Consider the following 21,006-nt stretch of genomic DNA (forward strand, 5'->3'; position numbering starts at 1 on the left):
TTTATGCATAAAAATTTAATCAATATTCGATAAATGGATTTGATAAAATAGCAGTATTTTACTGATCTGAATATTATCTAATGTCTGCTAAATCTCCAAAAATTACTCGACGTCTTATAAGTGGTGTATTTCTACTCAACAAACCTTTGGGGATTAGCTCAAATGCAGCATTGCAAAAAGTGCGTTGGCTCTATCGTGCTGAAAAAGGTGGTCATACTGGCGCTTTAGATCCATTAGCATCAGGCTTACTCCCGATTTGCTTAGGTGAAGCGACCAAGTTTTCACACTTTTTACTGGAATCTACTAAACGTTATCAAACGACGATTCAATTGGGAAATAGTACAACTACAGGTGATGTCGAGGGTGAAGTTTTGCTCGAAGCACAACCGATTGAACTTAACGAAGATAAAATTCAAAGCGTGATTCAGCAATTCGTTGGAGACATTCAACAAGTTCCTCCAATGTATTCTGCTTTAAAGAAAGAAGGTCGTCCTTTGTATGAGCTGGCGCGTAAAGGAATTGAAATCGAACGTGAGGCTCGTCCAATTCATATTTTCGCGATTGAACTGATGTCTTTCACTCAAGATTCAATTACTTTGGATGTGACATGCTCAAAAGGAACGTATATCCGAGTATTGGGAGAGGATATTGCTAAAGCTTTAGGAAGTTATGGGCACTTAACATATTTACATCGTATTCAAACTGGACATTTTGGTATTGTGCCAGAGTACACCATTGAATACTTAGAAAGTCTAACTGAACAACAACGTGAAGCATTGTTGTTACCTGCTTATGCGCCTGTGGATCATTTTCCAAAAGTTCAAGTACCAGAAGGTCGTGCAGAATATTTTTGTCGTGGGATGGAAAGCAATATTGATCATCCTGCCGAATCTCAAGTCCTCGTTTTTGACGAAAAAAAGTGTTTAGGTTTAGCTGAAATTACTGATAAAAAACGTCTAGTTCCTAAACGTGTATTAAATTTATAAGCGAACTCAATTATGGAATTAGACATCATCCTCAGCCTGATTTTTTTTGCATTTTGCGCAGGCGCAATTGATGCAGCAGTCGGTGGTGGTGGTCTCATTCAGATTCCAGCATTGATGAGTGCTTTTCCTCATATGGCGCCAGCAACATTATTTGGCACCAATAAGCTAGCTGCGGTTGTTGGAACAGCAACATCTGCGTGGACTTTCGCTAAAAAAGTTAAGTTTGAATGGAAGTTATTACTGGTGGTGGCGATATGTGCTGCCATCAGTTCTTTTGCGGGAGCTGCCAGTGTTTCCATGATTCCGAAATCAATCTTGCAGCCCTTTGTCTTGGTGATGCTGATTGTGATGGCAATTTACACATTGTCAAAGAAGGAGTTTGGACAGGTTCATATTGCACAAACGGTAAACACTAAAATTCTGATCTTGGCTGGAATAGGAAGTTTGGCGATTGGGTTTTATGACGGATTATTCGGTCCGGGAACGGGAAGTTTTTTTATTTTTTATTTTATTCGATATTTACAAGTCGATTTTTTGCATGCAGCAGCTTTGGCCAAGATTGGTAATGTGATGACCAATTTAGCCGCTCTTACATTCTTTATTCCTGCAGGCCACATTTTATTTGCAGTAGGTGCCATGATGGCTGTCGCTAATATGATCGGCTCGATTGTCGGGGTGAAGTTGGCGCTTAAATACGGTAGCGGTTTTATTCGTATTCTGTTTTTAATTCTGGTATCTATTTTAATTGTTCGATTAAGTTATCAGATGATCTTAATGTAAACCATTCTCAACATTAAACTTTTCTATACAAATCGCTTATTAAACCTATCACGAAGTTATCGACTAAGCTCTTATAGTAAGTTGAGTGTTTTGAAGATCATTCAAGTTTTTCTTTTTTCAAATCATATTTATAAGACAGGATAACAAGATGAATATTTTTGAAGCTTTACGTGAAAGTCATGATGTTCAACGTGAACTTGCTGAGAAGCTGGTTCAAACTTCAGGGGACACGCCAGAACGCCGAACATTATTTGAGCAACTAAAAAATGAATTGTTTGCTCATGCAGTGGCAGAAGACCGATACTTCTATATTCCACTGATGATGACCGATTCAGGTTTGAATATTACGCGTCATGCATTAGCTGAACATCATGAAATGGACGAACTACTTGAGCAACTCACCGAAACTGAATTCAGTAATCCAGGATGGTTAGCCATCGCGAAAAAATTGTCAGAAACCGTGCATCATCATCTTGAAGAAGAAGAGCATGGCTTTTTTCAGCAAGCAGGAAAAATTCTAGAGGATAAACAAAAAGAGAGTTTGGCTAAAAAATATCAAACTGAATATAAGAAATATAAGAAATTAGATAAAGACAGTTTGGTTTAATCCCATGATAAAAAAAGATGGCATGTGCCATCTTTTTTATGTTTCTATGCCATGTGATTTCATTCTAGCAGCGCGATAAGTAACACCAATTGATGCAATCATAATACAACCCAAAGCAACGGCTTGTAATAAGGTAATGTGTTCATTCAACAGTAACCAACCTGTCAATGCGCCTAATGCTGGTGACAAACTTGATAGCGTTCCATAAGACATTTTACTTAAATTCTTTAATGCCAATAAATCCAATGCATAGGGAATGGCTGTAGCCAAAAGCGCAATGACGATGGCTTGTGGCCAATATTCAAATTGAACTAATGCGTATGGATTATGAACCATACTGATCGGTAATAATGTCAACGCTGAGAGGACGATTGCAATGCTGAGAGCATGCATGCCGATATTCTGCCGAACGACTTTCTGTCCAAAATAAATATAGAATGCCCAACAAACGCCCGCACCAATGGCCATAGCAGCCCCAAGATATGAAAAGTTAGTCGCATTGGCATCTTGCCAAGGCACCATCAGTGCTACACCGAAAATTGCCAGGATGACCCAAATGTAATCACTTCGATGTTGGATTGACAGTAAAGCCAACGTGAGTGGGCCTAGGAACTCAAGTCCTACTGCAATCCCTTGTGGTAGTTTTCCTAATGATGCATAAAACAAGACATTCATTAAAGCGACTGAACCACTATAAAAGAGAAGATCTTTCCATTTTAAATAAGGAAGGCGACGAAGAATTTTCCATGAACGGAACATCAATACAACCATAATTGATGCAAAGCATAGACGTAAAGTGACCACAGTAAATGGATCTAAAACTTCAAAAAGCTGCTTTGCGAAGGATGCACTAATTTGATAGGCGATCATGGATAAGACCATGAACAGCACGGCAGTGAGTTGAGCATTTGGCATTGGGAAAACGAAGCCGAATTAAAAAGAGTGAGACTGCTCAAATTTTAACATTATTATGATGACCACAGTGCTTCAATCCATCATGGAAAATGTAGTTTAAATTAAGTATGAGATCATTTTTGTTTGGCGTGTTGAGTGGTATAGGTGCAGCCAATTGAGGCACAAATGATGGTAAACAATGCTAGCCATTGATTCCATAACAATTGCTCACCCAAAAATACAAACCCAGATAATGCGGCAACAGCTGGTTCAACACTCATCAAGGTACCGAAACTTAATGCTGTTAGATTTCGTAGTGCAATCATTTCTAAAGTAAAGGGTAAGGCACTGGCGAGTATCGCTAAAGTGATGAATAACATTAGATGATTAATTTCAAATACGCTTGCTGGCAAACCGATACTGAGGGCAATCGGCATAAGAATGATACTTCCAACAAACATGCCTAAACATACGGTGTGATTACCTGAAACTCCCGAAGGCCGCTGACCAGCAATAATATAAAGTGCCCAACATGCGCCAGCTGCCAACGCAAAAAATACACCAAGTAAATCCAAAGGTTGTTTGGCTTGGTCAAAGGGAAATAAAAGGATCAGTCCAATTATGGCCAAACCAACCCAAATAAAATCAAACTTTTGACGCGCATAATATAAAGCCACACTGAGTGGACCAATAAATTCAAATGAAACTGCTAAACCGAGCGGAAGACGATCAATAGCAAGATAGAACAACATGTTCATGCCAGCTAAAGCGACACCATAACTGACAATGGCTGTCCATTTAATTTGTTTGAATTGAATTTTCCAAACTTGAAAAATAATTGCCAAAATCACAGCACTAAATGTCAGACGTAGGGCTGACACCGTAACGATAGGGAATTGTTCAAATAAAACTTTTGCTAATGAACCACTACTTTGTAGACTGATCATGGCGATCAATAACAAACCGAGTGCTTGTAACTGCGGGTTTATTTTTAACAAAGACATGGTTTTAAATGTATGATGGTTAGATTAGAAAGGGATATCTTTCATCTAAGTTGGCGGAGCCAACGTCAACTCAGATGAGACACCATAAAAAAACCACAGCTCAAAAAAGCTGTGGTTTTCCAAACGTATTAGAGATTAGAACAATACGCGAGCGCGGATTGTACCTTCTACGTTATGAAGTGTATCAAGTGCTTCAGCAGAAGCGGTAGCATCAACGTCCATGACTAAATAACCCACATCACCTTTGGTCATAAGAGACTGACCAGAGATGTTAATGCCGTGTTCAGCAAACAGGTTGTTGATTTTAGACAACACGCCTGGAATATTTTTGTGAATGTGAAGTAAACGGTGTTTACCTTCAGTCAACGGAAGCGCAATTTCAGGGAAGTTAACTGCTGACAATGTCATACCTTTATCAGAGTAAGCAACGAATTTCTCTGCAACTTCTAGACCGATGTTTGCTTGAGCTTCCATCGTAGAACCACCCACGTGCGGTGTTAAAATCACGTTCGGGATATTACGTAGTGGAGAGATAAACTCTTCACCGTTCGCTTTAGGCTCTTTCGGGAATACGTCAACAGCAGCACCAGCCAAATGACCTGATTTCAGAGCATCAGCTAAATCTTCAATTACTACACATGTACCACGTGCAGCATTGATGAAGATTGAACCTTGTTTCATCTGAGCAAATTGCTCTTTGGTCATGAAATTACGTGTAGAAGGGACATCTGGCACGTGTAGTGATACAACATCAGCATTGGCAAGAAGTTCGCCCATTGAGCCAACTTGGCGAGCATTACCTAAAGGTAATTTTGTTACTGTATCAAAGTAAATCACTTTCATACCCATGCTTTCAGCAAGTACAGAAAGTTGTGAACCAATTGAACCGTAACCCACAATACCTAAAGTTTTACCGCGTGTTTCAAATGAACCTACTGCAGATTTGTTCCAACCACCTGCATGTGTATCTGTAGATTTTTCAGGTACACGACGAAGGAGAAGAATAGCTTCAGCTAATACAAGTTCAGCAACAGAACGAGTATTTGAGTATGGTGCGTTGAACACTGGAATACCACGGCTCATCGCAGCATTCAAGTTCACTTGGTTTGTACCAATACAGAAACAACCGACCGCGATCAATTTATTCGCAGCTTCAAAAACTTCTTCAGTTAATTGTGTGCGCGAACGAATACCGATGAAGTGAGCATCTTTAATCGCTTCTTTCAGCGCTTCACCTTCAAGCGCAGTTTTACGATAGTCGATGTTGGTGTATCCAGCAGCATTCAAAGTGTCGATTGCGTTTTGGTGAACGCCTTCTAACAATAGGAAACGAATTTTATCTTTAGGCAAAGAGAGATGTTGGCTCATTACGGCTCCGCTACAAAGGCCAAATTTAGTGGCAGTATGATAGCATACGTGAGCATGCTATATACATTTCCTTTATGACTTGAGCTATGGATATTTTTGCAAAATATAGTCCTTATCAGACAAACTGCGGTTGAATTAACTGCATCATATCTAAGTAACATTCGCAAAATGTCTGATTTTATCGGGGTTTCATGGGAAAATGCTTTATAATGCACAATCGTGAAATTGACTCATCCAGTCGTGGTGATATTTTCTTCACATTCGCTTAACAAATACGCTTTTAAAATCTTGATTAAAGGTTTGTTTTTTAAGCAATCTACAACTTGTATCTTTCTTGCTAGGTCTGCAAACGATGAATGCTCCAGTTGCTTTAACCCCAGAGTTATTGACTCAATTAACGTCAATTGTTGGTGAAAACCGTATCAAAACTGATGCGGACAGCCTACAAAATTGGGGACGCGATCACACTAAACATTTTGATCCAAACCCATCAGTCATCGTTTTTCCTTCGACGACTGAACAAGTTCAGGCAATTGTGAAACTAGCAAACCAATTTAATGTTGCTGTGACACCATCAGGTGGTCGTACGGGTCTTTCTGCAGGTGCTGTCGCTGCTAACGGTGAAATCGTGGTCAGCATGGACAAGATGAACCAAATTTTGGAATTCTTCCCAGCAGACCGTATGGTGCGTGTACAAGCAGGTGTGGTCACTGAGCAACTTCAGAACTATGCTGAAGAACAAGGTATGTATTATCCAGTTGATTTCGCTTCAGCTGGTTCATCACAAATCGGCGGTAACATCGGTACTAATGCAGGCGGTATTAAAGTCATTAAATACGGTATGACACGTAACTGGGTACTCGGTTTGACAGTGGTCACTGGTAAAGGTGATGTGCTTCGTTTAAACAAAGGCATGATCAAGAATGCGACAGGTTATGCGTTGCAACACTTATTTATTGGTGGTGAAGGTACGTTAGGCTTAGTGACCGAAGCGGAAATTAAACTTGAGCGTCAACCACAAGATCTACAAGTGATGGTGCTCGGTGTACCTGACTTTGATGCAGTGATGCCAGTTCTTCACGCGTTCCAAGCGAAAATTGATTTAACTGCGTTCGAGTTCTTCGGTGAACTTGCGATGCAAAAAGTATTGGCAAATGGTCACGTGCAACGTCCATTTGAAACCGAATGCCCATTCTATGTATTGCTTGAGTTTGAAGCGCCATTTGAGCCAATTATGGACAAGGCAATGGAAATCTTTGAGCATTGTATGAAACAAGGTTGGGTACTTGATGGCGTGCTTAGTCAAAGCTTAGACCAAGTAGAAAGCTTATGGCGTCTGCGTGAAGATATTTCTGAGTCAATCGCACCATTTATCCCATACAAAAATGATATTTCAGTGCTCATCACACACGTACCTGCATTCATTAAAGAAATTGATGCAATTGTTGCTGACAATTATCCTGACTTTGAAATTTGCTGGTTTGGTCATATTGGCGATGGTAACTTGCACTTAAATATCTTAAAACCTGAAAATTTAACCAAAGATGAATTCTTTGCGAAATGTCAGGTGGTGAACAAGTATGTATTTGATACTGTGAAAAAGTATGATGGTTCAATTTCTGCGGAACATGGTGTGGGTATGACGAAGAAGCCATATCTTGAGTACACACGTTCAGCTGAAGAAATTGAATATATGAAAGCACTCAAACAAGTATTTGATCCAAATGGGATTATGAATCCAGGGAAGTTATTTGATTTGAATTAAGCAAATCCCAAACAGCACTTCGGTGCTGTTTTTTTTATGCCAGCCAAAGGATATCGAGTGATATACATTTGATCCTGAAAAAAATAGCATACATATCTGTTCTTTTTTGTCACAACAGTTCAGAACATCATATGTAAAAGATCAATGGCGAACTGAGTAATACAATGATGATGAAAATAATGACCACAGTTGGTCTAGTTAGCATGATGCTCACGGGGTGTGCTACTACGAAAAATGTTATTTCTAAAGTACATGGGAATGACACTCCTTTAGAGCAAGTCATGAAGCTACATCCTGAATTACGCAATGAACTTGCGACTGTTGAATTACGTCAGTATTTCAATCGTGTCGAAGCACCGACCGTAGCAGAAGTCAAAGTGACACAAACAGGCTTGATGGATGACTCAATTGCTGCCGAACGCTTTATCTATAGTTTTAAATTGAACGATGGTAAATGGCAGCAAGTGAATAAGAAAACTGAATACAAATGTGTGCGTGGAAAAAATACAAAATCTTTCCAAACCGCGCTTTGTCCATGACATCAGACCAGAAATTCGGTTTAAAAAGGCATAGTGAGTTATGCCTTTTTTATTGCGTGCATTATTGAGTCGAATAAGGATGAGCAGACGAGAAGCGCCACTCACGATAGCAAATATAGCCCATCGCTAAAATGGGAAAAATCATACATAAGAAGCCAAACAACATATAAGTAATCGCACCTAATATTGCACCTGAACTGAAGGATAAAATAGTCGGTAAGATTTTTAGAATATTTTGTTTGGCAATTTGTTTGCGTTCTTCTGATACATGAGGCGCCCCATAAGCAATAGTACAATCAATGGTCAGTTGAGCAAGATTGCCCGTCATTAAGGTTGAGGTAGCCATTGTAGATAGTAATGTTCGGATAATGGCATTTCGAATTCCCATTGCAGCAATGCCCAATGTTGCGGTAAGTACTGCGCCAAATTCTGCCAAAGTATAAAAGGGGCTGAAATTAAGTCCCGCCAGCATGAAGAGCGTTAACAGTATTGTCTCTGCAATAAAGAACCCCAGTAAGATGTTTGGATACTTGTCTTTCCAACGTTGTTCACACCACGCAGTAATACCAATCGTAACTACGAAAATGCCAATAAAAAGAGCCCACAGTCCTAATCCTCCTAAGATCGTTTCTTTGCCTGCAGTCACGATATAGCCAGTAACATGATTGGTATAAATGCCAAATAATGAAATAAATCCAACGGTATTTAGCCAACCACCGACGAGCGATAGAATCGAAGCTTCATGATGATGTCGCCAGCGATTTTTAATTGGTATGTAGCATTTTGACATAGTTCTAAAAGCTCAAGGTGTACTGAGAGATTACATCGACAAAACAAGTGTTTTATCGAGTCTGCAGATCCTTTGCTTTGTGGAATTAATCCACATGAACATTAAGTAATTAAAAGTTTCATATTGATCAGTGGTGAATGTTGAGATTAGATGATTTCTAACATTTTATATGTTTCAAATTGCATCAAATTTTGATGACAAAAATATTTCAATTGATAAAACACAACTGAAAGCATCATAAAATTAACGTAGAGGAAAATCTAAAACCCCATTAAACTAAAGTTATTCAATAAATAAGATAAAAAATGAAAACACTCGCTTTTATCCATCGTAACGACAGTCATTTTTCAGTTGGAGACTTTAATCCGGTTGTATCTGTTTTTTCACACTATGAACTGGGAAATACAGTATCCCCATTTTTGCTTCTCGATCATATTGGTCCCGGTACGTTGAAACCTTCTCAACTGCGTAAAGGTATTGAAGAACATCCACATCGTGGTTTTGAGACAGTCACGTTCGTGTATGAAGGTGAGTTAGAGCATTGGGATTCGCAAGGTGGTGGAGGTGTTATTCAGAAAGGTGATGTACAGTGGATGACTGCTGCATCAGGCATTATTCATAAAGAAAAATTTAGTGAGTCATTTTCCCGAGAAGGTGGACGATTTGAAATGATTCAGCTGTGGGTGAATTTGCCAGCAACTGCAAAAAAATCGAATCCGCGTTATCAAAGCTTACTCAAATCTAATATCCCGGTTGTAGAGTTAGCTCATGATGCGGGTACTGCGCGTGTCATTGCTGGAGCCTTTATGCAAGTGAAAGGACCAGCATTAGTCCATAGTCCTTTGCTGGTTTTGGATTTGGATTTAAAAGCAGGTCACACACTCATATTACCAGCAGGACATTTGGATACCACACTGATGTATATGCGCCGTGGTAAAGTTGAATTTGGTACAGATGATGAATTACTGACTGATCAGGGAATGGCAGTATTTTCAAGTCATGGTGAAAACGTTGAATTCACCACATTGTCTGATAGCAAAATTTTATATCTCATGGGACAGCCACTAAATGAACCTTTAGTCGGGCGTGGTTTTTATGTCATGAATACGCAAGATGAGATTGTTGAAGCGATTGAGGAAATGAAGCATGGTACTTTTTTGAAAAGCCATGCAATTGATGCCAAATGATGTCAATGTTTGGGTGAGAAATTGATTTAAGATAAAGGCTAAATTTTCGTTTAATTTTCAGACTTTGTTTCGTAGTTCAGGGTTACAAAAACGCAAAACTTTGTCATGGCATTGTGATGCATTTCACGTAAACTACGCTTCCAAAAAATATTCAAACATGTGAAAAAAAACATGCAAAAGGTGAGTAAAGCAACCTTAAGTCGGGCAACAATTATGTTTCCTTTGGCATTGGTGCTCTTCGAATTTTCAGTCTATATCTGTAATGATCTTGTACAACCTGCGATGCTTACGATTACACGTGAGTTTGGTGTAGGCAGTGAGTGGGCGCCATCATCCATGTCTTTCTTTTTATTGGGTGGAGCATGTTTGGCGTGGTTTTTAGGTCCGTTATCAGATCGCTTAGGTCGTAAAAAAGTACTCCTTGGAGGTGTTTTCTTTTTTGTGGTCTGTTGTTTGCTCATTTTATTCACCCAGTCTATAGAGCAATTTCTTGCATTTCGTTTTTTACAAGGGATTGGGCTGACCATTATTTCAGCTGTGGGTTATGCTGCCATCCAAGAAATTTTTGAGGAAAGAGATGCGATTAAAGTCATGGCTTTAATGGCGAATATTTCATTGATCGCACCATTACTTGGTCCTGTGCTAGGCGCATTTATGATAGACCATGTGTCTTGGCATTGGGGGTTCATTGGGATTGCCTTTTTAGCAGCCTTAAGTTGGTTTGGTCTTAAAGCAAAAATGCCTGAGCAGCATTTGAGTATTCCTAAGCAACCATTAAGCTATGTATGGGATGACTTCAAAGCCATTTTTAAAAATAAAAAATTTATGGGCTTGGCTTTGTCAGTACCCATGGTCTCAATTCCACTGATTTTGTGGATCGCTATGTCACCTGTAATTTTGGTCGAACAGCTCGGTCTGACCAATATGCAATATGGCTATGCACAGGTGCCTGTATTGGGTGGTTTAATTATTGGAAATATTGTCCTGATTCGCGTCATTGATCGCTATGCGGTAGGAAAGACCGTGCTAGTTGCATTGCCGTTGATGTTGGTTGGAACGCTTATTGTTTTGGCAGGTGTGATTTGGCAGGATTATTTGTTATGGTGCTTAATTATCGGTATGACCTTAATCAGTTTTGGTGAGGGCTGCAGTTTTTCTGTGCTTTATCGTTTCAGTTTAGATGCATCTGAGGTATCTAAAGGAACTGTTGCTGCCGCAGTAGGTATGATTATGATGATTGCATTCTTTGTTGTGATCGAAATTGTACGCATTATGTATGAATCTTACGGCACGATGGCATATGCATTGGCTTGTTTTATCCTTATTGCACTGTGGTTTAGTGCTCCAAGAAAAATTGTTCATCAGATCATGCAAGAAAGAGCCACTTCAGCATAAAAAAATCCTCCTTGTGGAGGATTTTTTAATCATTGTATTTGTTCGAGATGTTTGAGTTTACGATCAAAAATAAAAGGGGCAAAGGGTAGAACGGAAGCTATCAGCCCAAGAATAAATACATTGATAGACCACTTTTGCTTCTCGCATACCACAAATAATACGACTAAAAACAACACAAATAGAACGCCATGTCCCATGCCAATATATTTCACATAAATAGGCTGATCTAACATATATTTCATTGGCATGGCAAAAAAAAGCAGTAGTAGGAATGAAATCCCTTCAAGTAAACCAATAATACGTAAGGACTTAATATTCATTCTCAAACCCCACAAAAGAAGACATCCTATTTTACCTAATCGTTGTTGTAGCAAAGTTAGAATCTATGTGGACTAGATCGCATTGTTTAAGGGAAATATAATTTATAATAATCGTTTTTTATGATAGTAGATTTAAAAATAAGCTAATATGTCAATCATGTCTATAAAGATGAATATGAAGTGATACTCACAACATTTTATAGATCATCAGCGAAATAAAAAAAGGACTAAGCTAGAGCTTAATCCTTTGATGAGTCTTGGGTGTAGCTTAGCGTATAACACCACATGCTACACGATCACCCCCACCACCTAGTGGTTTAGGTTGGTCTGAATAATTGTCACCACCTGCATGTACCATGATGGATAGACCTTGAATGTCTGCAAGTGTAAGACGTGGTGCAATCACTTGTGTTTTTGCATTACCTGACGCGTCAACATTTAATACTGGTAAGTCACCTAAATGACCATCGTTTGGCGTACCATGCCCAGGCGCTTGATTTGGATTGTAATGTCCACCAGCGGCAAGCGCAGCACCCATTTTTCCATCTTTTTCAGCAGGTTCACATGAGCCTTTTTCATGGATATGGAACCCGTGATATCCAGGTGATAATTTAGTTAAGTCCGTTGTGATCACAAGACCTTTGTCACTATCTTGGAAGCTAATCGTTCCAATTTGATCATGAACTCCTTGAGCACTCACCGCATTTACAGGAATGGTTTGGATTTTAGTGTTGGATTCTTTGGATGCAGATGTATTTTGCGTTGCTGCACATCCCACAAAGCCTAAACTCAGCAATGCACTGAGCATAGAAATTTTGAATGCTGAAACTTTCGATTGCATTTGCATGCTGTTCTATCCTTGTTCCATCTAAGTGATAACGCATTGAAACAAATTTGGCATTTAGCAACAAGAACGATTTAAGTATTTGATTGTATAGATTTCTTATCAGTAAAAATAAAACACCACTTATGAGAGTGGTGTTTCATTGTCTTGATCGTAGGCCATCGTGGCTTTAGGCACGGGTTCTGGTTCCAGTGTTTCATGTAACCATTCACGCCAAATGGCTAAAAGAATGGCGAGAATTACAGGACCAATAAAGAGTCCAACTAACCCAAAGCTCGCTAACCCCCCCAGTACACCAAACATGATCAATAAGAACGGAATTTGAGTAGCACCTGAAATGACCAAAGGACGAATGACATTGTCGGCTGTACTCACCACACAAACGCCCCAAGCCATTACGCCAATCGCCTCAACGGTTTGACCTTGTGAAAATAACCACAGTGAAACAGCACCATATGCCACTGGAGGACCAAAAGGAATCAGCGCCATGATAAAGGTCATAATGGTTAAAAGCATTGGATTTGGAACACCAGCAACGTAATAGCTGATTCCTGCCAATATCGACTGTGCAACGGCAGTCAAACCAACACCATATACCACTGCACGCGTTGTTTCAGAGATCGTGTCGATATAATGTTGGATACGTGGACCAATGACTTTCTCCATCGCTTTACTGACCTGTTGAACAATCGTTTGTCCATCACGGTAAAAGAAAAATAGAGAGAGCATGGCGAAACCAAGTTTGACTAAATTTTTGGTAATTTCGCTAATCACGAATTTACCGTAATTTAAATGTCCTTGAATCCATACACTAATATTACTAAAAAGTGCATTTGGGTCGGCATTGATGTCACGTACAATTCGAGAAACTTCTTTACCTACAATGGGTAATTCACGTATCACATCAGGAACGGTGATATGACCAGAAGCCAGTTGGCGCTGTAAATCAAAGAATAAGTTTCGACCTTCATGTTGAAGTAAGAAGATAGCAAAAGTGAACGGTAAACCGACAACGAGTGCCAATAAGCATGTCATAACAGACGCACCCAATGTAGGTCGATTACCACACCAAGCGAGAATACGTTTGTATAAAGGCCAAGTCATATAGGCGATAATACAAGCCCATAACACAGGTACGATAAAGTATTTGACAATGTCATATCCCAAATAAAGCAGAATAAAAAACAAGCCAAATAAAAGTACACGCTGTAAAGTTGGATTAAAATCTTGCACTAAAGTCTCTGATCTATATTCTTGATTTTCAAACGTATCTGCCGCACATCTGATTCATTTCGAGTATGCATTTAACATCATATATGAAAATGAAAAAAAAGTGCGACGACAATCTGGATTCTTTATTTAGAACCAATCACTTGGATCATCAATTAAAACATCTAACAAGGGTTGCCATTGTTGTTGTATTGATAAATAAGTTTTTTGATTTTTATCAAAAATGTTGAGACCCTGCATCGCCAATTGACCATAAGCTGTTCGTTCAGAAATCCAAGCAACAGGTTGTTGATCAATCTTGGTAAAGAACTGTTGGATCTCTTGAGCACTCTGACTATTTGGTTTGACACGATTTGCCACCAAATGAACTTGAACTTTACCTTTCCGAATACGTTTAATGTCATGGATGTGTTTTAAGAAGCGACGCGTGCTGTCGATATCAAAAAAAGAAGGTTGCAGAGGTGTGACCACTGCATGACATTCTGCAATTAATTGTTCTGCGTGTTCGCCTGTTAATGCACCTGGAGCATCAATAATCAGATAATCAAGATTCTTCGGTGCATCACCAATCGATTTTTCATGGCGCCAATCTAAACTTTGAATGTGTGTTGCTGATTCTGGGCGCTGCTTTAACCATTGTAATGCAGATTTTTGATTGTCCGCATCCGCCAATGCAACTTTATAACCTTTCTGTGCGAGTGCTGTCGCCAGCGTAATCGCAGAAATTGTTTTTCCACAGCCACCTTTTTGGTTGGCAATCAGTATCGTTTTCATGAGTTTAAAATTATACATGCTTCAAATAAGGTCTAATCTTAGCTTAGCATTAAAATCAGCCAAAACGCGCATACATGACAAAAGTTTAGTTCTTGTTTAAATTGTCCGCATAACAAGTCATAGAGAACGTCAATGTCCATTTGGATGGCAATGTTAATAGGCGCCGGTATTGGCGTGGTAATCACCACAATGATGTTGAGCTCAACCCGCAATGGCCGTATTAAAGCAGAATATGAACAATATATTGCAGAGCTTGAACTTGAGCATCAACACGCATTAGCTGCTGCTCAAAAACGCAGTGTAAATACCAGTCGTGCGGTACTGAAAGGTAAAATGGCTGAACAATTAGCACCGATTATGCCAGAATTTCAATATTTACCCAGTGATGCTAAATTCTTAGGTGATCCTGTCGACTATGTGGTATTTGATGGATATACAGATTTCCGTGATGGTGATGGCGCAGCAGAAGATATTGAAGTTGTATTGATTGATATTAAAAGTGGTGGAGCACGGCTCACCAAAGGTCAGATGGCAATTGCGAATGCAATTGCCGAAGGGCGTGTGCGTTTTGAGACGATCCGTATCGACTTTCAAGACTAGCTTGGATCAATAATCCACTACTTAGAAGTGATCAGTTGGTTTTAGTCGCGCGAGCAAGCATCATGCGACGACCTACTTTGGGCACTTCTTCTGCTTCGAAATAATCGAGTTCAGAAATCTCAAAGCCAGCATCAAGCAGTGCTTGCTCGATATTTCTGTTCAAATGACAACCATCAGCAATCACTTTCTGTACTGGCGTTAAAAGATCTTGAAGACGCTTTAAACTCTTTTGCTGTTGTGCATCGTAAGCGACATGTTCAACCAAATGCAAAGTGCCACCGATACGTAATACACGTTTAATTTCATTTAGAACTTGTTGAACATGACTCACACTACACAATGTCCATGTGCTGACGACATGTTGAATAGATTGATCTTCAAAAGGTAAATTTTCCGCTTTAGCATGAACATGTTCCACATGGAACGGTGCATCTTGAATACGCTGTTCAGCTAATTTGTATACATCTAAACTCGGTTCAAGCGCATAGAGACTGTCCACAGCTTGATAAAATGGCAGGTTAATTCCTGTACCAAAACCAATTTCTAATACCTCACCTTGAATCGGAAGCAGAAGACGGCGTCTGCTATCCATCATACTTGGTAACTGCATGACTTGATTCAGAATATGAGGGAATACTCGTTGCTGATAAAATTTATAAATCATTTTTGTTCTTAACATCTTCCATTATTTGATTATTTTACACGTTGAATACACTTTTAACAGTAGACAAAATTGTGACTAAATCACGATAGATTGTTACTGTTCATCAATTTCCTTTTCAGAATGAAGTTCTAAGATAGATCATATAGATGTAGGTTAAATACAATTCAGTCGGATGTTGTCCAGAGTAGATGTATGTGCTGCGGTTGGGTTGTTTTTGATACTTAGCAAGAAGGATGGATGTCTGTTGAAAAAGTTAGTTCTCGCATTATGTATCGCCCTTGGTGGTGTTTCGGCTTATAGCTCTACCAGTGTGAAGTCGAGCGACTTTAATATTGCCAATGGTTTGCCCCCAGCTTCGGCAGATCAAAAAATTTCGGTACTGGAACCTTTTGAAGGGGAATTTCGTATTCTTGGTTCAAAAGAATATACCGATGATCCGCAAGCCCAATTTTCACCCATCGACTATGCCGTGACCCGCGGTATTTTCACAGAACCTGAAATTGCACGACAAATTTCGATTAATCAGTATGACCGCTACTTAAATTGGAAAATGGCAAAACCACCGATTCACCCACGCTTAGCAACACAGTTGGTGAGTAACATGCACATTATCCCGGCTAATCCAGAAATTGCGAAAGAGATTAAGAAAGTTCAACGCGGTGATCTGGTGCGCTTAGAAGGGGAATTGGTGCAAATTAATGCCAAAGATTTGGTGTGGAAGTCAGCTTTGGATTGGAATGGTATCGGCGATGGTGCATGCAAATTAATTCGCGTCGAATCAATTGAATGGTTAGAAAAGCGCAATATTTAAACAGGATTTGAGATTGATGAGTTTGAAATGACTTTCAGCTCAAAGTCTTCATCATTAGAGAAATGAGAGAGTGTGGATCATGAGCGTTGGCAAGACATCCTTATGGATAAGTTTATGTATTGGCGTACTCGGGAGTAGTCTTGCCGCATGTCAAAATCCAGTCTCTGAAGTGCAAGCGGAGTCCCATCACTATACTGATCAGCAAAATTGTCCTGCACTATTGGTGATGAAAGTGGGTGAAACCTTAGAATTTAATGCAGCAGAAAATCCAAGTACGGGTTATCAATGGCAAATTATGCAACCGCTTCATCTCTTTAAAGTTGAAGAACAATATTTGGCGACTGAAAAATCAAAAGCGATGGTAGGCGTTGGAGGTGAAAAGACAGTGAAGCTGACTGCGCTAAATCCTGGTCAGGAACTCATTGAATTGGCGTATGTGCGACCTTGGGAAGTTGCTCAAGACCGTACTCAAACAGATGCCCCAACATCGTGGCAATGTCGAGTACGTATTTCTTAAGCAGGCAGAAGACCGTTTCTAAAATTGTGCTGTACTTTTACTATGTACGCTATTGTTCTTTCGTGACACTAGTATTTTGACTCCAATGTTGGAGTTGGGCTTTCGCAGTATAATAATCACTCATATTTCGAATTGCATCTTTAGGATTTCGAAGCTCATCTTCGGGAGACTGTTCGAGCTCTTGATAGACCTCAATCTGATTTTCCCAGTATTGATAAAATAAGCCTTGAATATATCTACCTTGTTCCGTCTTAAGATCTAAGTCTTTCAACATATTGAGGGAGGACTGAATGAGATCTCGTTTACGCTGAAACTCCATATCCGCATTTAAATTGCCATCTGCTTTTAATTGCTGAAGTTCTGCGTCTAGCTCATCACTTAATTGCTCAAAACTTTGATCATATTGATTCAGCAAAGCAACGTCATGTGCGTCATTTAGAGTGGATTCAAACGATTTGATCGGCTGTGCTTCAATTTGTGTTTTCAATTCAACAGATGGATCAACGGATTCTTTTTGTTCGGTCTGAGGGTTTTGTTCTGTTTTTTGGCATCCAATGAGCATGAAAGGCATACTCAAGCAGAGTGCAAATATCGAAAGTCGAATAGGGTGAAGATTTGCCGTCATGAGAGTCAAACCTCTGTTGGTTTTTTAATGAATGATCGAGATTAAGTTTAGTTTATCGCGCACGATAGTGATAGGCATAAGTGATATAAGGAAAGGAAACCTCATCATGGGGCATGAGTCCCGTATGTTCAAATACGATCGATTCAAATACTGTTTTCATTTGTGCTTGGTCTGCTGCTGACATTGCCGCAATAAAACTGGTAGATAGGAGTCGTTTGCTGACGACCTGTTCAACACTACCGACTTGATACTGAGTGAAGGTGCTTAAACTTTGGTATTCAAAAAATTCTTGCTGCTGAAATACATTTTGCCATTGGTTGCTGTGAAAGCGTGGCGTATCGGACTCAAAAGGTGCGATGTAATCTGCCAATGCTTTGACCCAATCCACTGAGATATCTCGTTGGTTCCAGACTAGACCTAAATGTCCTTGAGGTTTAAGAAGGCGATGCATTTCTTGCAATGTTTGGCGTTCAGCAAACCAATGAAATGACTGTGCGCATAAAATAGCATCAACACTATGCGTTGATTGCGCAATTTGATGGCTTGATGCTTGTAGTGTCTTCACCTCAGGATGTACTATTTTCAATTGTTCCAGCATTGCTGGAATCGGTTCGACAGCGATTATGTTCGAGGTGACTTGTTTTAGATAGTGCAGGAATTTTCCTGTCCCTGAACCTAAGTCAATCGCAACTGCATCAGGATGAATATTCAACTCATCTTTCAACCAGGTGACGATAGCCTGTGGATAATTTGGTCGGACTTGTTGATAAAGTTCAGCCGCAGAACTAAACCCATTTTCAGCAGCAGGATGAAGTGAATGTGTCATATTTTGCGCTTTTTAATCTGAACAGTATCTATAAAATATGACACCGACAATGTGATGTAAGCAAGTGAACGATTGATTCATTTTGCAAACCAGATGATGAGAACCCTTTTTTGGAATTGCAATGGATAAGCAAATAGTATTTGAAGACGAACACATCAGAGCAATTTATTTAAAAGGAACAACAGAAACATTGGTTCTCTCTTTTGGTGACTTGATCAGTCGTGCCAAAGGCAATGCCATTAATGCTGAAAAATCCTTAGCCAAATATGACTACAATGTCATAGGTGTCATGCCAAAACAAAAGTCATGGTTCCCATCACAGAGCATGCAAGCTTTGATCGAGCAAATATCGCCTTTGTTGAATCAATTTCAGCGTGTCGTGGCTTATGGTGGTTCTATGGGCGGCTACGCAGCGATTAAGTACAGTAAGTTATTGGGCGCAGCACGTGTGGTTTCAATGGTGCCGCAATATTCAATTAATCCTGCTGAAATTGAAGACCGCCGTTATACTGATTTTTACGATCCTAAGGTCAATGCTGACATGCAAATTGCCGCTACAGATATTGCGTGCAATGCAGAATATATCGTGGTTTATGATCCTTACTTTGATCTGGATCGCGAGCATTATGAAAAGATTAAGCCACTTATTCCTCAACTCAATACACTTCATTTACCTTATACGGGTCATGATGCGGTTGCTGTATTAGCAAATTCTGCGTTATTGCATGATTTTATTGAACATGAATTTGATGCAACTTACTTTTATCGCCAGATTCGAGCAGTTAAAAAGAACAGTAAATTTTACTATCGAAGCGTGATCGCACATCTGCTTGGCACCCACAATGAAGCATTAGGTAATATTTTAAAAACCATCGATCTACAACTAGACAGTAGCTTTTTTGATGCCAGTCTTAAACAGACGATTACCCGTATTTTACTGACCAACAAACGAGTAGATGAACAAGATCTACAAAAGCTCGGTATTTCGATTCATTTGCCGTTTGAAAATAAAACACAACTTCATGACAGCTTTGGCAAAGTGTTGGTCTTTAACGTGATCACCCAAAAACTAGAAAGCTATGAACAACATGTGATTGATATTAATGGTAAGTATATTATTCCATTACATGTGGAAAGTACTGGATTGGCCCAGATTGAAATTAAAAAACAGCACTATCTCATTTGTATGAATGATCGCCGTGTTACCAAATTGATCAAAATGGATGATGCGCTGAGTGCGGATATGAGCCCTTTGATTGTGAAAAAGGGCGAAGGTTTCTTTAGTATCAGTTATAAGCATCTCTATATGCACTGCGATGAGTTAGGAAACTGTATTTTTGAATCAGACACTGTTGGTGAGGCAGAAAAATTTTCAGTGGAGTAAGGCTGAATTTTTCATAGCAATTGATCAAAGCGCTTCGGCGCTTTTTTTATCTTTAAGTAAAAAATATAGAGTGTGTGATAGATCTCAATCTGTCGTAAAAAGCGATATTGTTTAAAATTTACCCGTGTTTATTTTGTAACTAAAGCGATGGAATGACTCTGTTTCATTGTTAAGATCAGGCAATATATAACGAATTTGAATGATTCAAATGATGATGTATTTATGAATATCGGAATATTCATGCATCTTTGACGTGTCTACTTGAGCACAAAAACCCATATAAATGGAATTTAGGTGGGACAGATGAATAAAAAGAAAATTGTAAAAACTGAAACAGGAATGAATCCTCCAAAACAATCGCGTACACATCGCCGTGTTATGCAGGTGATTCAAACTGCTGAAAAACTTTTAGTTAAAATGGGCTTAGAGTCAATTTCAATTCCCGAAATTGCCAATGCTTCAAACATTCCAAGAGCCAGTATTTATCAGTTCTTTCCGACAAAATATGATCTGTTGCATCATATGGCACAGTTGCATTTGCAGAAACTGGTAAGCTTGCTTAAGGAAGCTGGTTTAAACGTCATACGAGAACATCCGCACGAAAGTATGTCGGCTTATGGTCGAATGGTGGCTGCAGCTGTGATTGAGACCACTGCCAAGTTTTATAATGAATCTGCTGTGGCCCGATTATTGATTTTATCAGGACCACTGAACCGACAAGTATATTTACGTCATCAAATGGAACTCAAACAGTTCAGTCAAGATTTAAGAGATGCACTTAAAACAATTCGGGTAGATGATTATTTACCGCAACAACCTGACAGTATGTTGATCATTATTGAAATGATCTTTACTTGTATGAAACATGGTTATTACACAGAAGATCGGATTTCTGAACGTATTTGTGAAGAAGCGTATCGTTTGGCAACGGCATATTTAAATGCGCTGAAAGAAGATCAATTTTCCCTAAAAGCACAGCGTGCAGCAACGACGCAATCTGAGACAAAAAAACAGTCAAATCAGCTATTGTTGACCTACAATTAAGCTTACAATCAGTTGAATTATCATGAAAATCTTGCAGTCGAAATGCAGATCA

General features: G+C 39.3%; 23 protein-coding genes. 12 read left to right on the forward strand and 11 right to left on the reverse strand.

The features are described 5' to 3' along the window. Positions 1-80: 80 nt before the first annotated feature. The 3 genes from truB (at position 81) to AC1M86_RS03915 (ending at position 2,373) form a co-directional block, all read left to right on the forward strand. Positions 81-986 (forward strand): tRNA pseudouridine(55) synthase TruB, encoded by a 906-nt coding sequence (gene truB, locus AC1M86_RS03905; protein WP_481607276.1) that lies wholly within the window; start codon positions 81-83, stop codon positions 984-986. A gap of 12 nt (positions 987-998) precedes the next feature. Next, positions 999-1,766, forward strand: coding sequence for a sulfite exporter TauE/SafE family protein (locus AC1M86_RS03910; RefSeq protein ID WP_481607277.1), 768 nt, complete (start codon positions 999-1,001; stop codon positions 1,764-1,766). A gap of 148 nt (positions 1,767-1,914) precedes the next feature. Beyond that, a complete protein-coding gene (locus AC1M86_RS03915; protein WP_035264279.1) occupies positions 1,915-2,373 on the forward strand; it encodes a hemerythrin domain-containing protein in 459 nt (152 codons plus the stop codon). Between the two features lie 36 nt (positions 2,374-2,409). Here the strand turns inward: AC1M86_RS03915 and AC1M86_RS03920 are convergent, their stop codons facing one another. From AC1M86_RS03920 to serA, 3 genes are all read right to left on the reverse strand, one after another. Next, positions 2,410-3,288, reverse strand: a complete 879-nt coding sequence (locus tag AC1M86_RS03920) for an EamA family transporter (RefSeq protein WP_481607278.1) — start codon at positions 3,286-3,288, stop codon at positions 2,410-2,412. Between the two features lie 113 nt (positions 3,289-3,401). Next, positions 3,402-4,271 (reverse strand): EamA family transporter, encoded by an 870-nt coding sequence (locus AC1M86_RS03925; protein ID WP_481607279.1) that lies wholly within the window; start codon positions 4,269-4,271, stop codon positions 3,402-3,404. Positions 4,272-4,406: 135 nt separating this feature from the next. Continuing rightward, positions 4,407-5,639, reverse strand: a complete 1,233-nt coding sequence (gene serA / locus AC1M86_RS03930; RefSeq protein WP_035264273.1) for a phosphoglycerate dehydrogenase — start codon at positions 5,637-5,639, stop codon at positions 4,407-4,409. 352 nt (positions 5,640-5,991) lie between these two features. Between serA and AC1M86_RS03935 the strand changes: the two genes are divergently transcribed. Further along, positions 5,992-7,404, forward strand: a complete 1,413-nt coding sequence (locus AC1M86_RS03935; protein ID WP_481607280.1) for an FAD-binding oxidoreductase — start codon at positions 5,992-5,994, stop codon at positions 7,402-7,404. A 179-nt stretch (positions 7,405-7,583) separates the two neighbouring features. After that, positions 7,584-7,943 (forward strand): hypothetical protein, encoded by a 360-nt coding sequence (locus AC1M86_RS03940; RefSeq protein ID WP_481587362.1) that lies wholly within the window; start codon positions 7,584-7,586, stop codon positions 7,941-7,943. 61 nt (positions 7,944-8,004) lie between these two features. On the opposite strand, the gene AC1M86_RS03945 is transcribed toward AC1M86_RS03940, so the two are convergent. Further along, the gene (locus AC1M86_RS03945; protein WP_481607281.1) at positions 8,005-8,733 is read right to left on the reverse strand and encodes a YoaK family protein; all 729 of its coding nucleotides are present in this window, start codon (positions 8,731-8,733) and stop codon (positions 8,005-8,007) included. A gap of 305 nt (positions 8,734-9,038) precedes the next feature. On the opposite strand from AC1M86_RS03945, the gene AC1M86_RS03950 reads away from it, so the two are divergent. Both AC1M86_RS03950 and craA read left to right on the forward strand, forming a co-directional pair. Next, positions 9,039-9,920 (forward strand): pirin family protein, encoded by an 882-nt coding sequence (locus tag AC1M86_RS03950; protein WP_481607282.1) that lies wholly within the window; start codon positions 9,039-9,041, stop codon positions 9,918-9,920. Between the two features lie 171 nt (positions 9,921-10,091). Continuing rightward, on the forward strand, positions 10,092-11,315 hold the full coding sequence (craA, locus tag AC1M86_RS03955; protein WP_481607283.1) for a chloramphenicol efflux MFS transporter CraA: 1,224 nt from the start codon (positions 10,092-10,094) through the stop codon (positions 11,313-11,315). A gap of 29 nt (positions 11,316-11,344) precedes the next feature. Here craA and AC1M86_RS03960 read toward each other — a convergent pair whose 3' ends face one another. The 4 genes from AC1M86_RS03960 to AC1M86_RS03975 form a co-directional block, all read right to left on the reverse strand. After that, complete coding sequence (locus AC1M86_RS03960; RefSeq protein WP_179998758.1) at positions 11,345-11,635, reverse strand: DUF3817 domain-containing protein; 291 nt, start codon at positions 11,633-11,635, stop codon at positions 11,345-11,347. Between the two features lie 268 nt (positions 11,636-11,903). Next, positions 11,904-12,482: a superoxide dismutase [Cu-Zn] SodC gene (sodC, locus tag AC1M86_RS03965; protein ID WP_373687194.1), complete on the reverse strand. Its 579-nt coding sequence runs from the start codon at positions 12,480-12,482 to the stop codon at positions 11,904-11,906. A 120-nt stretch (positions 12,483-12,602) separates the two neighbouring features. After that, positions 12,603-13,712, reverse strand: a complete 1,110-nt coding sequence (locus tag AC1M86_RS03970) for an AI-2E family transporter (protein ID WP_481587358.1) — start codon at positions 13,710-13,712, stop codon at positions 12,603-12,605. 126 nt (positions 13,713-13,838) lie between these two features. Further along, a complete protein-coding gene (locus AC1M86_RS03975) occupies positions 13,839-14,483 on the reverse strand; it encodes a ParA family protein (RefSeq protein WP_179998757.1) in 645 nt (214 codons plus the stop codon). A gap of 132 nt (positions 14,484-14,615) precedes the next feature. Between AC1M86_RS03975 and AC1M86_RS03980 the strand changes: the two genes are divergently transcribed. Then, on the forward strand, positions 14,616-15,083 hold the full coding sequence (locus AC1M86_RS03980) for a Holliday junction resolvase-like protein (RefSeq protein ID WP_481587357.1): 468 nt from the start codon (positions 14,616-14,618) through the stop codon (positions 15,081-15,083). A gap of 31 nt (positions 15,084-15,114) precedes the next feature. On the opposite strand, the gene AC1M86_RS03985 is transcribed toward AC1M86_RS03980, so the two are convergent. Beyond that, the gene (locus AC1M86_RS03985; protein WP_481607284.1) at positions 15,115-15,747 is read right to left on the reverse strand and encodes a class I SAM-dependent methyltransferase; all 633 of its coding nucleotides are present in this window, start codon (positions 15,745-15,747) and stop codon (positions 15,115-15,117) included. Between the two features lie 244 nt (positions 15,748-15,991). Here AC1M86_RS03985 and AC1M86_RS03990 point away from each other — a divergent pair, with 244 nt between their 5' ends. Both AC1M86_RS03990 and AC1M86_RS03995 read left to right on the forward strand, forming a co-directional pair. Continuing rightward, a complete protein-coding gene (locus tag AC1M86_RS03990) occupies positions 15,992-16,558 on the forward strand; it encodes a hypothetical protein (protein WP_481607285.1) in 567 nt (188 codons plus the stop codon). Positions 16,559-16,637: 79 nt separating this feature from the next. After that, positions 16,638-17,075, forward strand: a complete 438-nt coding sequence (locus tag AC1M86_RS03995) for a protease inhibitor I42 family protein (protein ID WP_481607286.1) — start codon at positions 16,638-16,640, stop codon at positions 17,073-17,075. A gap of 49 nt (positions 17,076-17,124) precedes the next feature. On the opposite strand, the gene AC1M86_RS04000 is transcribed toward AC1M86_RS03995, so the two are convergent. Together AC1M86_RS04000 and AC1M86_RS04005 are read right to left on the reverse strand one after the other, a co-directional pair. Next, the gene (locus tag AC1M86_RS04000) at positions 17,125-17,700 is read right to left on the reverse strand and encodes a hypothetical protein (RefSeq protein ID WP_481607287.1); all 576 of its coding nucleotides are present in this window, start codon (positions 17,698-17,700) and stop codon (positions 17,125-17,127) included. Between the two features lie 52 nt (positions 17,701-17,752). After that, positions 17,753-18,526, reverse strand: a complete 774-nt coding sequence (locus AC1M86_RS04005; RefSeq protein WP_481607288.1) for a class I SAM-dependent methyltransferase — start codon at positions 18,524-18,526, stop codon at positions 17,753-17,755. Positions 18,527-18,647: 121 nt separating this feature from the next. On the opposite strand from AC1M86_RS04005, the gene AC1M86_RS04010 reads away from it, so the two are divergent. Both AC1M86_RS04010 and AC1M86_RS04015 read left to right on the forward strand, forming a co-directional pair. Next, positions 18,648-19,910 carry a hypothetical protein gene (locus AC1M86_RS04010; RefSeq protein ID WP_481607289.1) on the forward strand — a complete coding sequence of 421 codons (1,263 nt, stop codon included), beginning with the start codon at positions 18,648-18,650 and terminating at the stop codon, positions 19,908-19,910. A 303-nt stretch (positions 19,911-20,213) separates the two neighbouring features. Beyond that, positions 20,214-20,954 (forward strand): TetR/AcrR family transcriptional regulator, encoded by a 741-nt coding sequence (locus tag AC1M86_RS04015; protein ID WP_481607290.1) that lies wholly within the window; start codon positions 20,214-20,216, stop codon positions 20,952-20,954. The last annotated feature ends 52 nt before the right edge of the window (positions 20,955-21,006 follow it).

The sequence above is a fragment of the Acinetobacter sp. ANC_7654 genome (assembly GCF_056779855.1).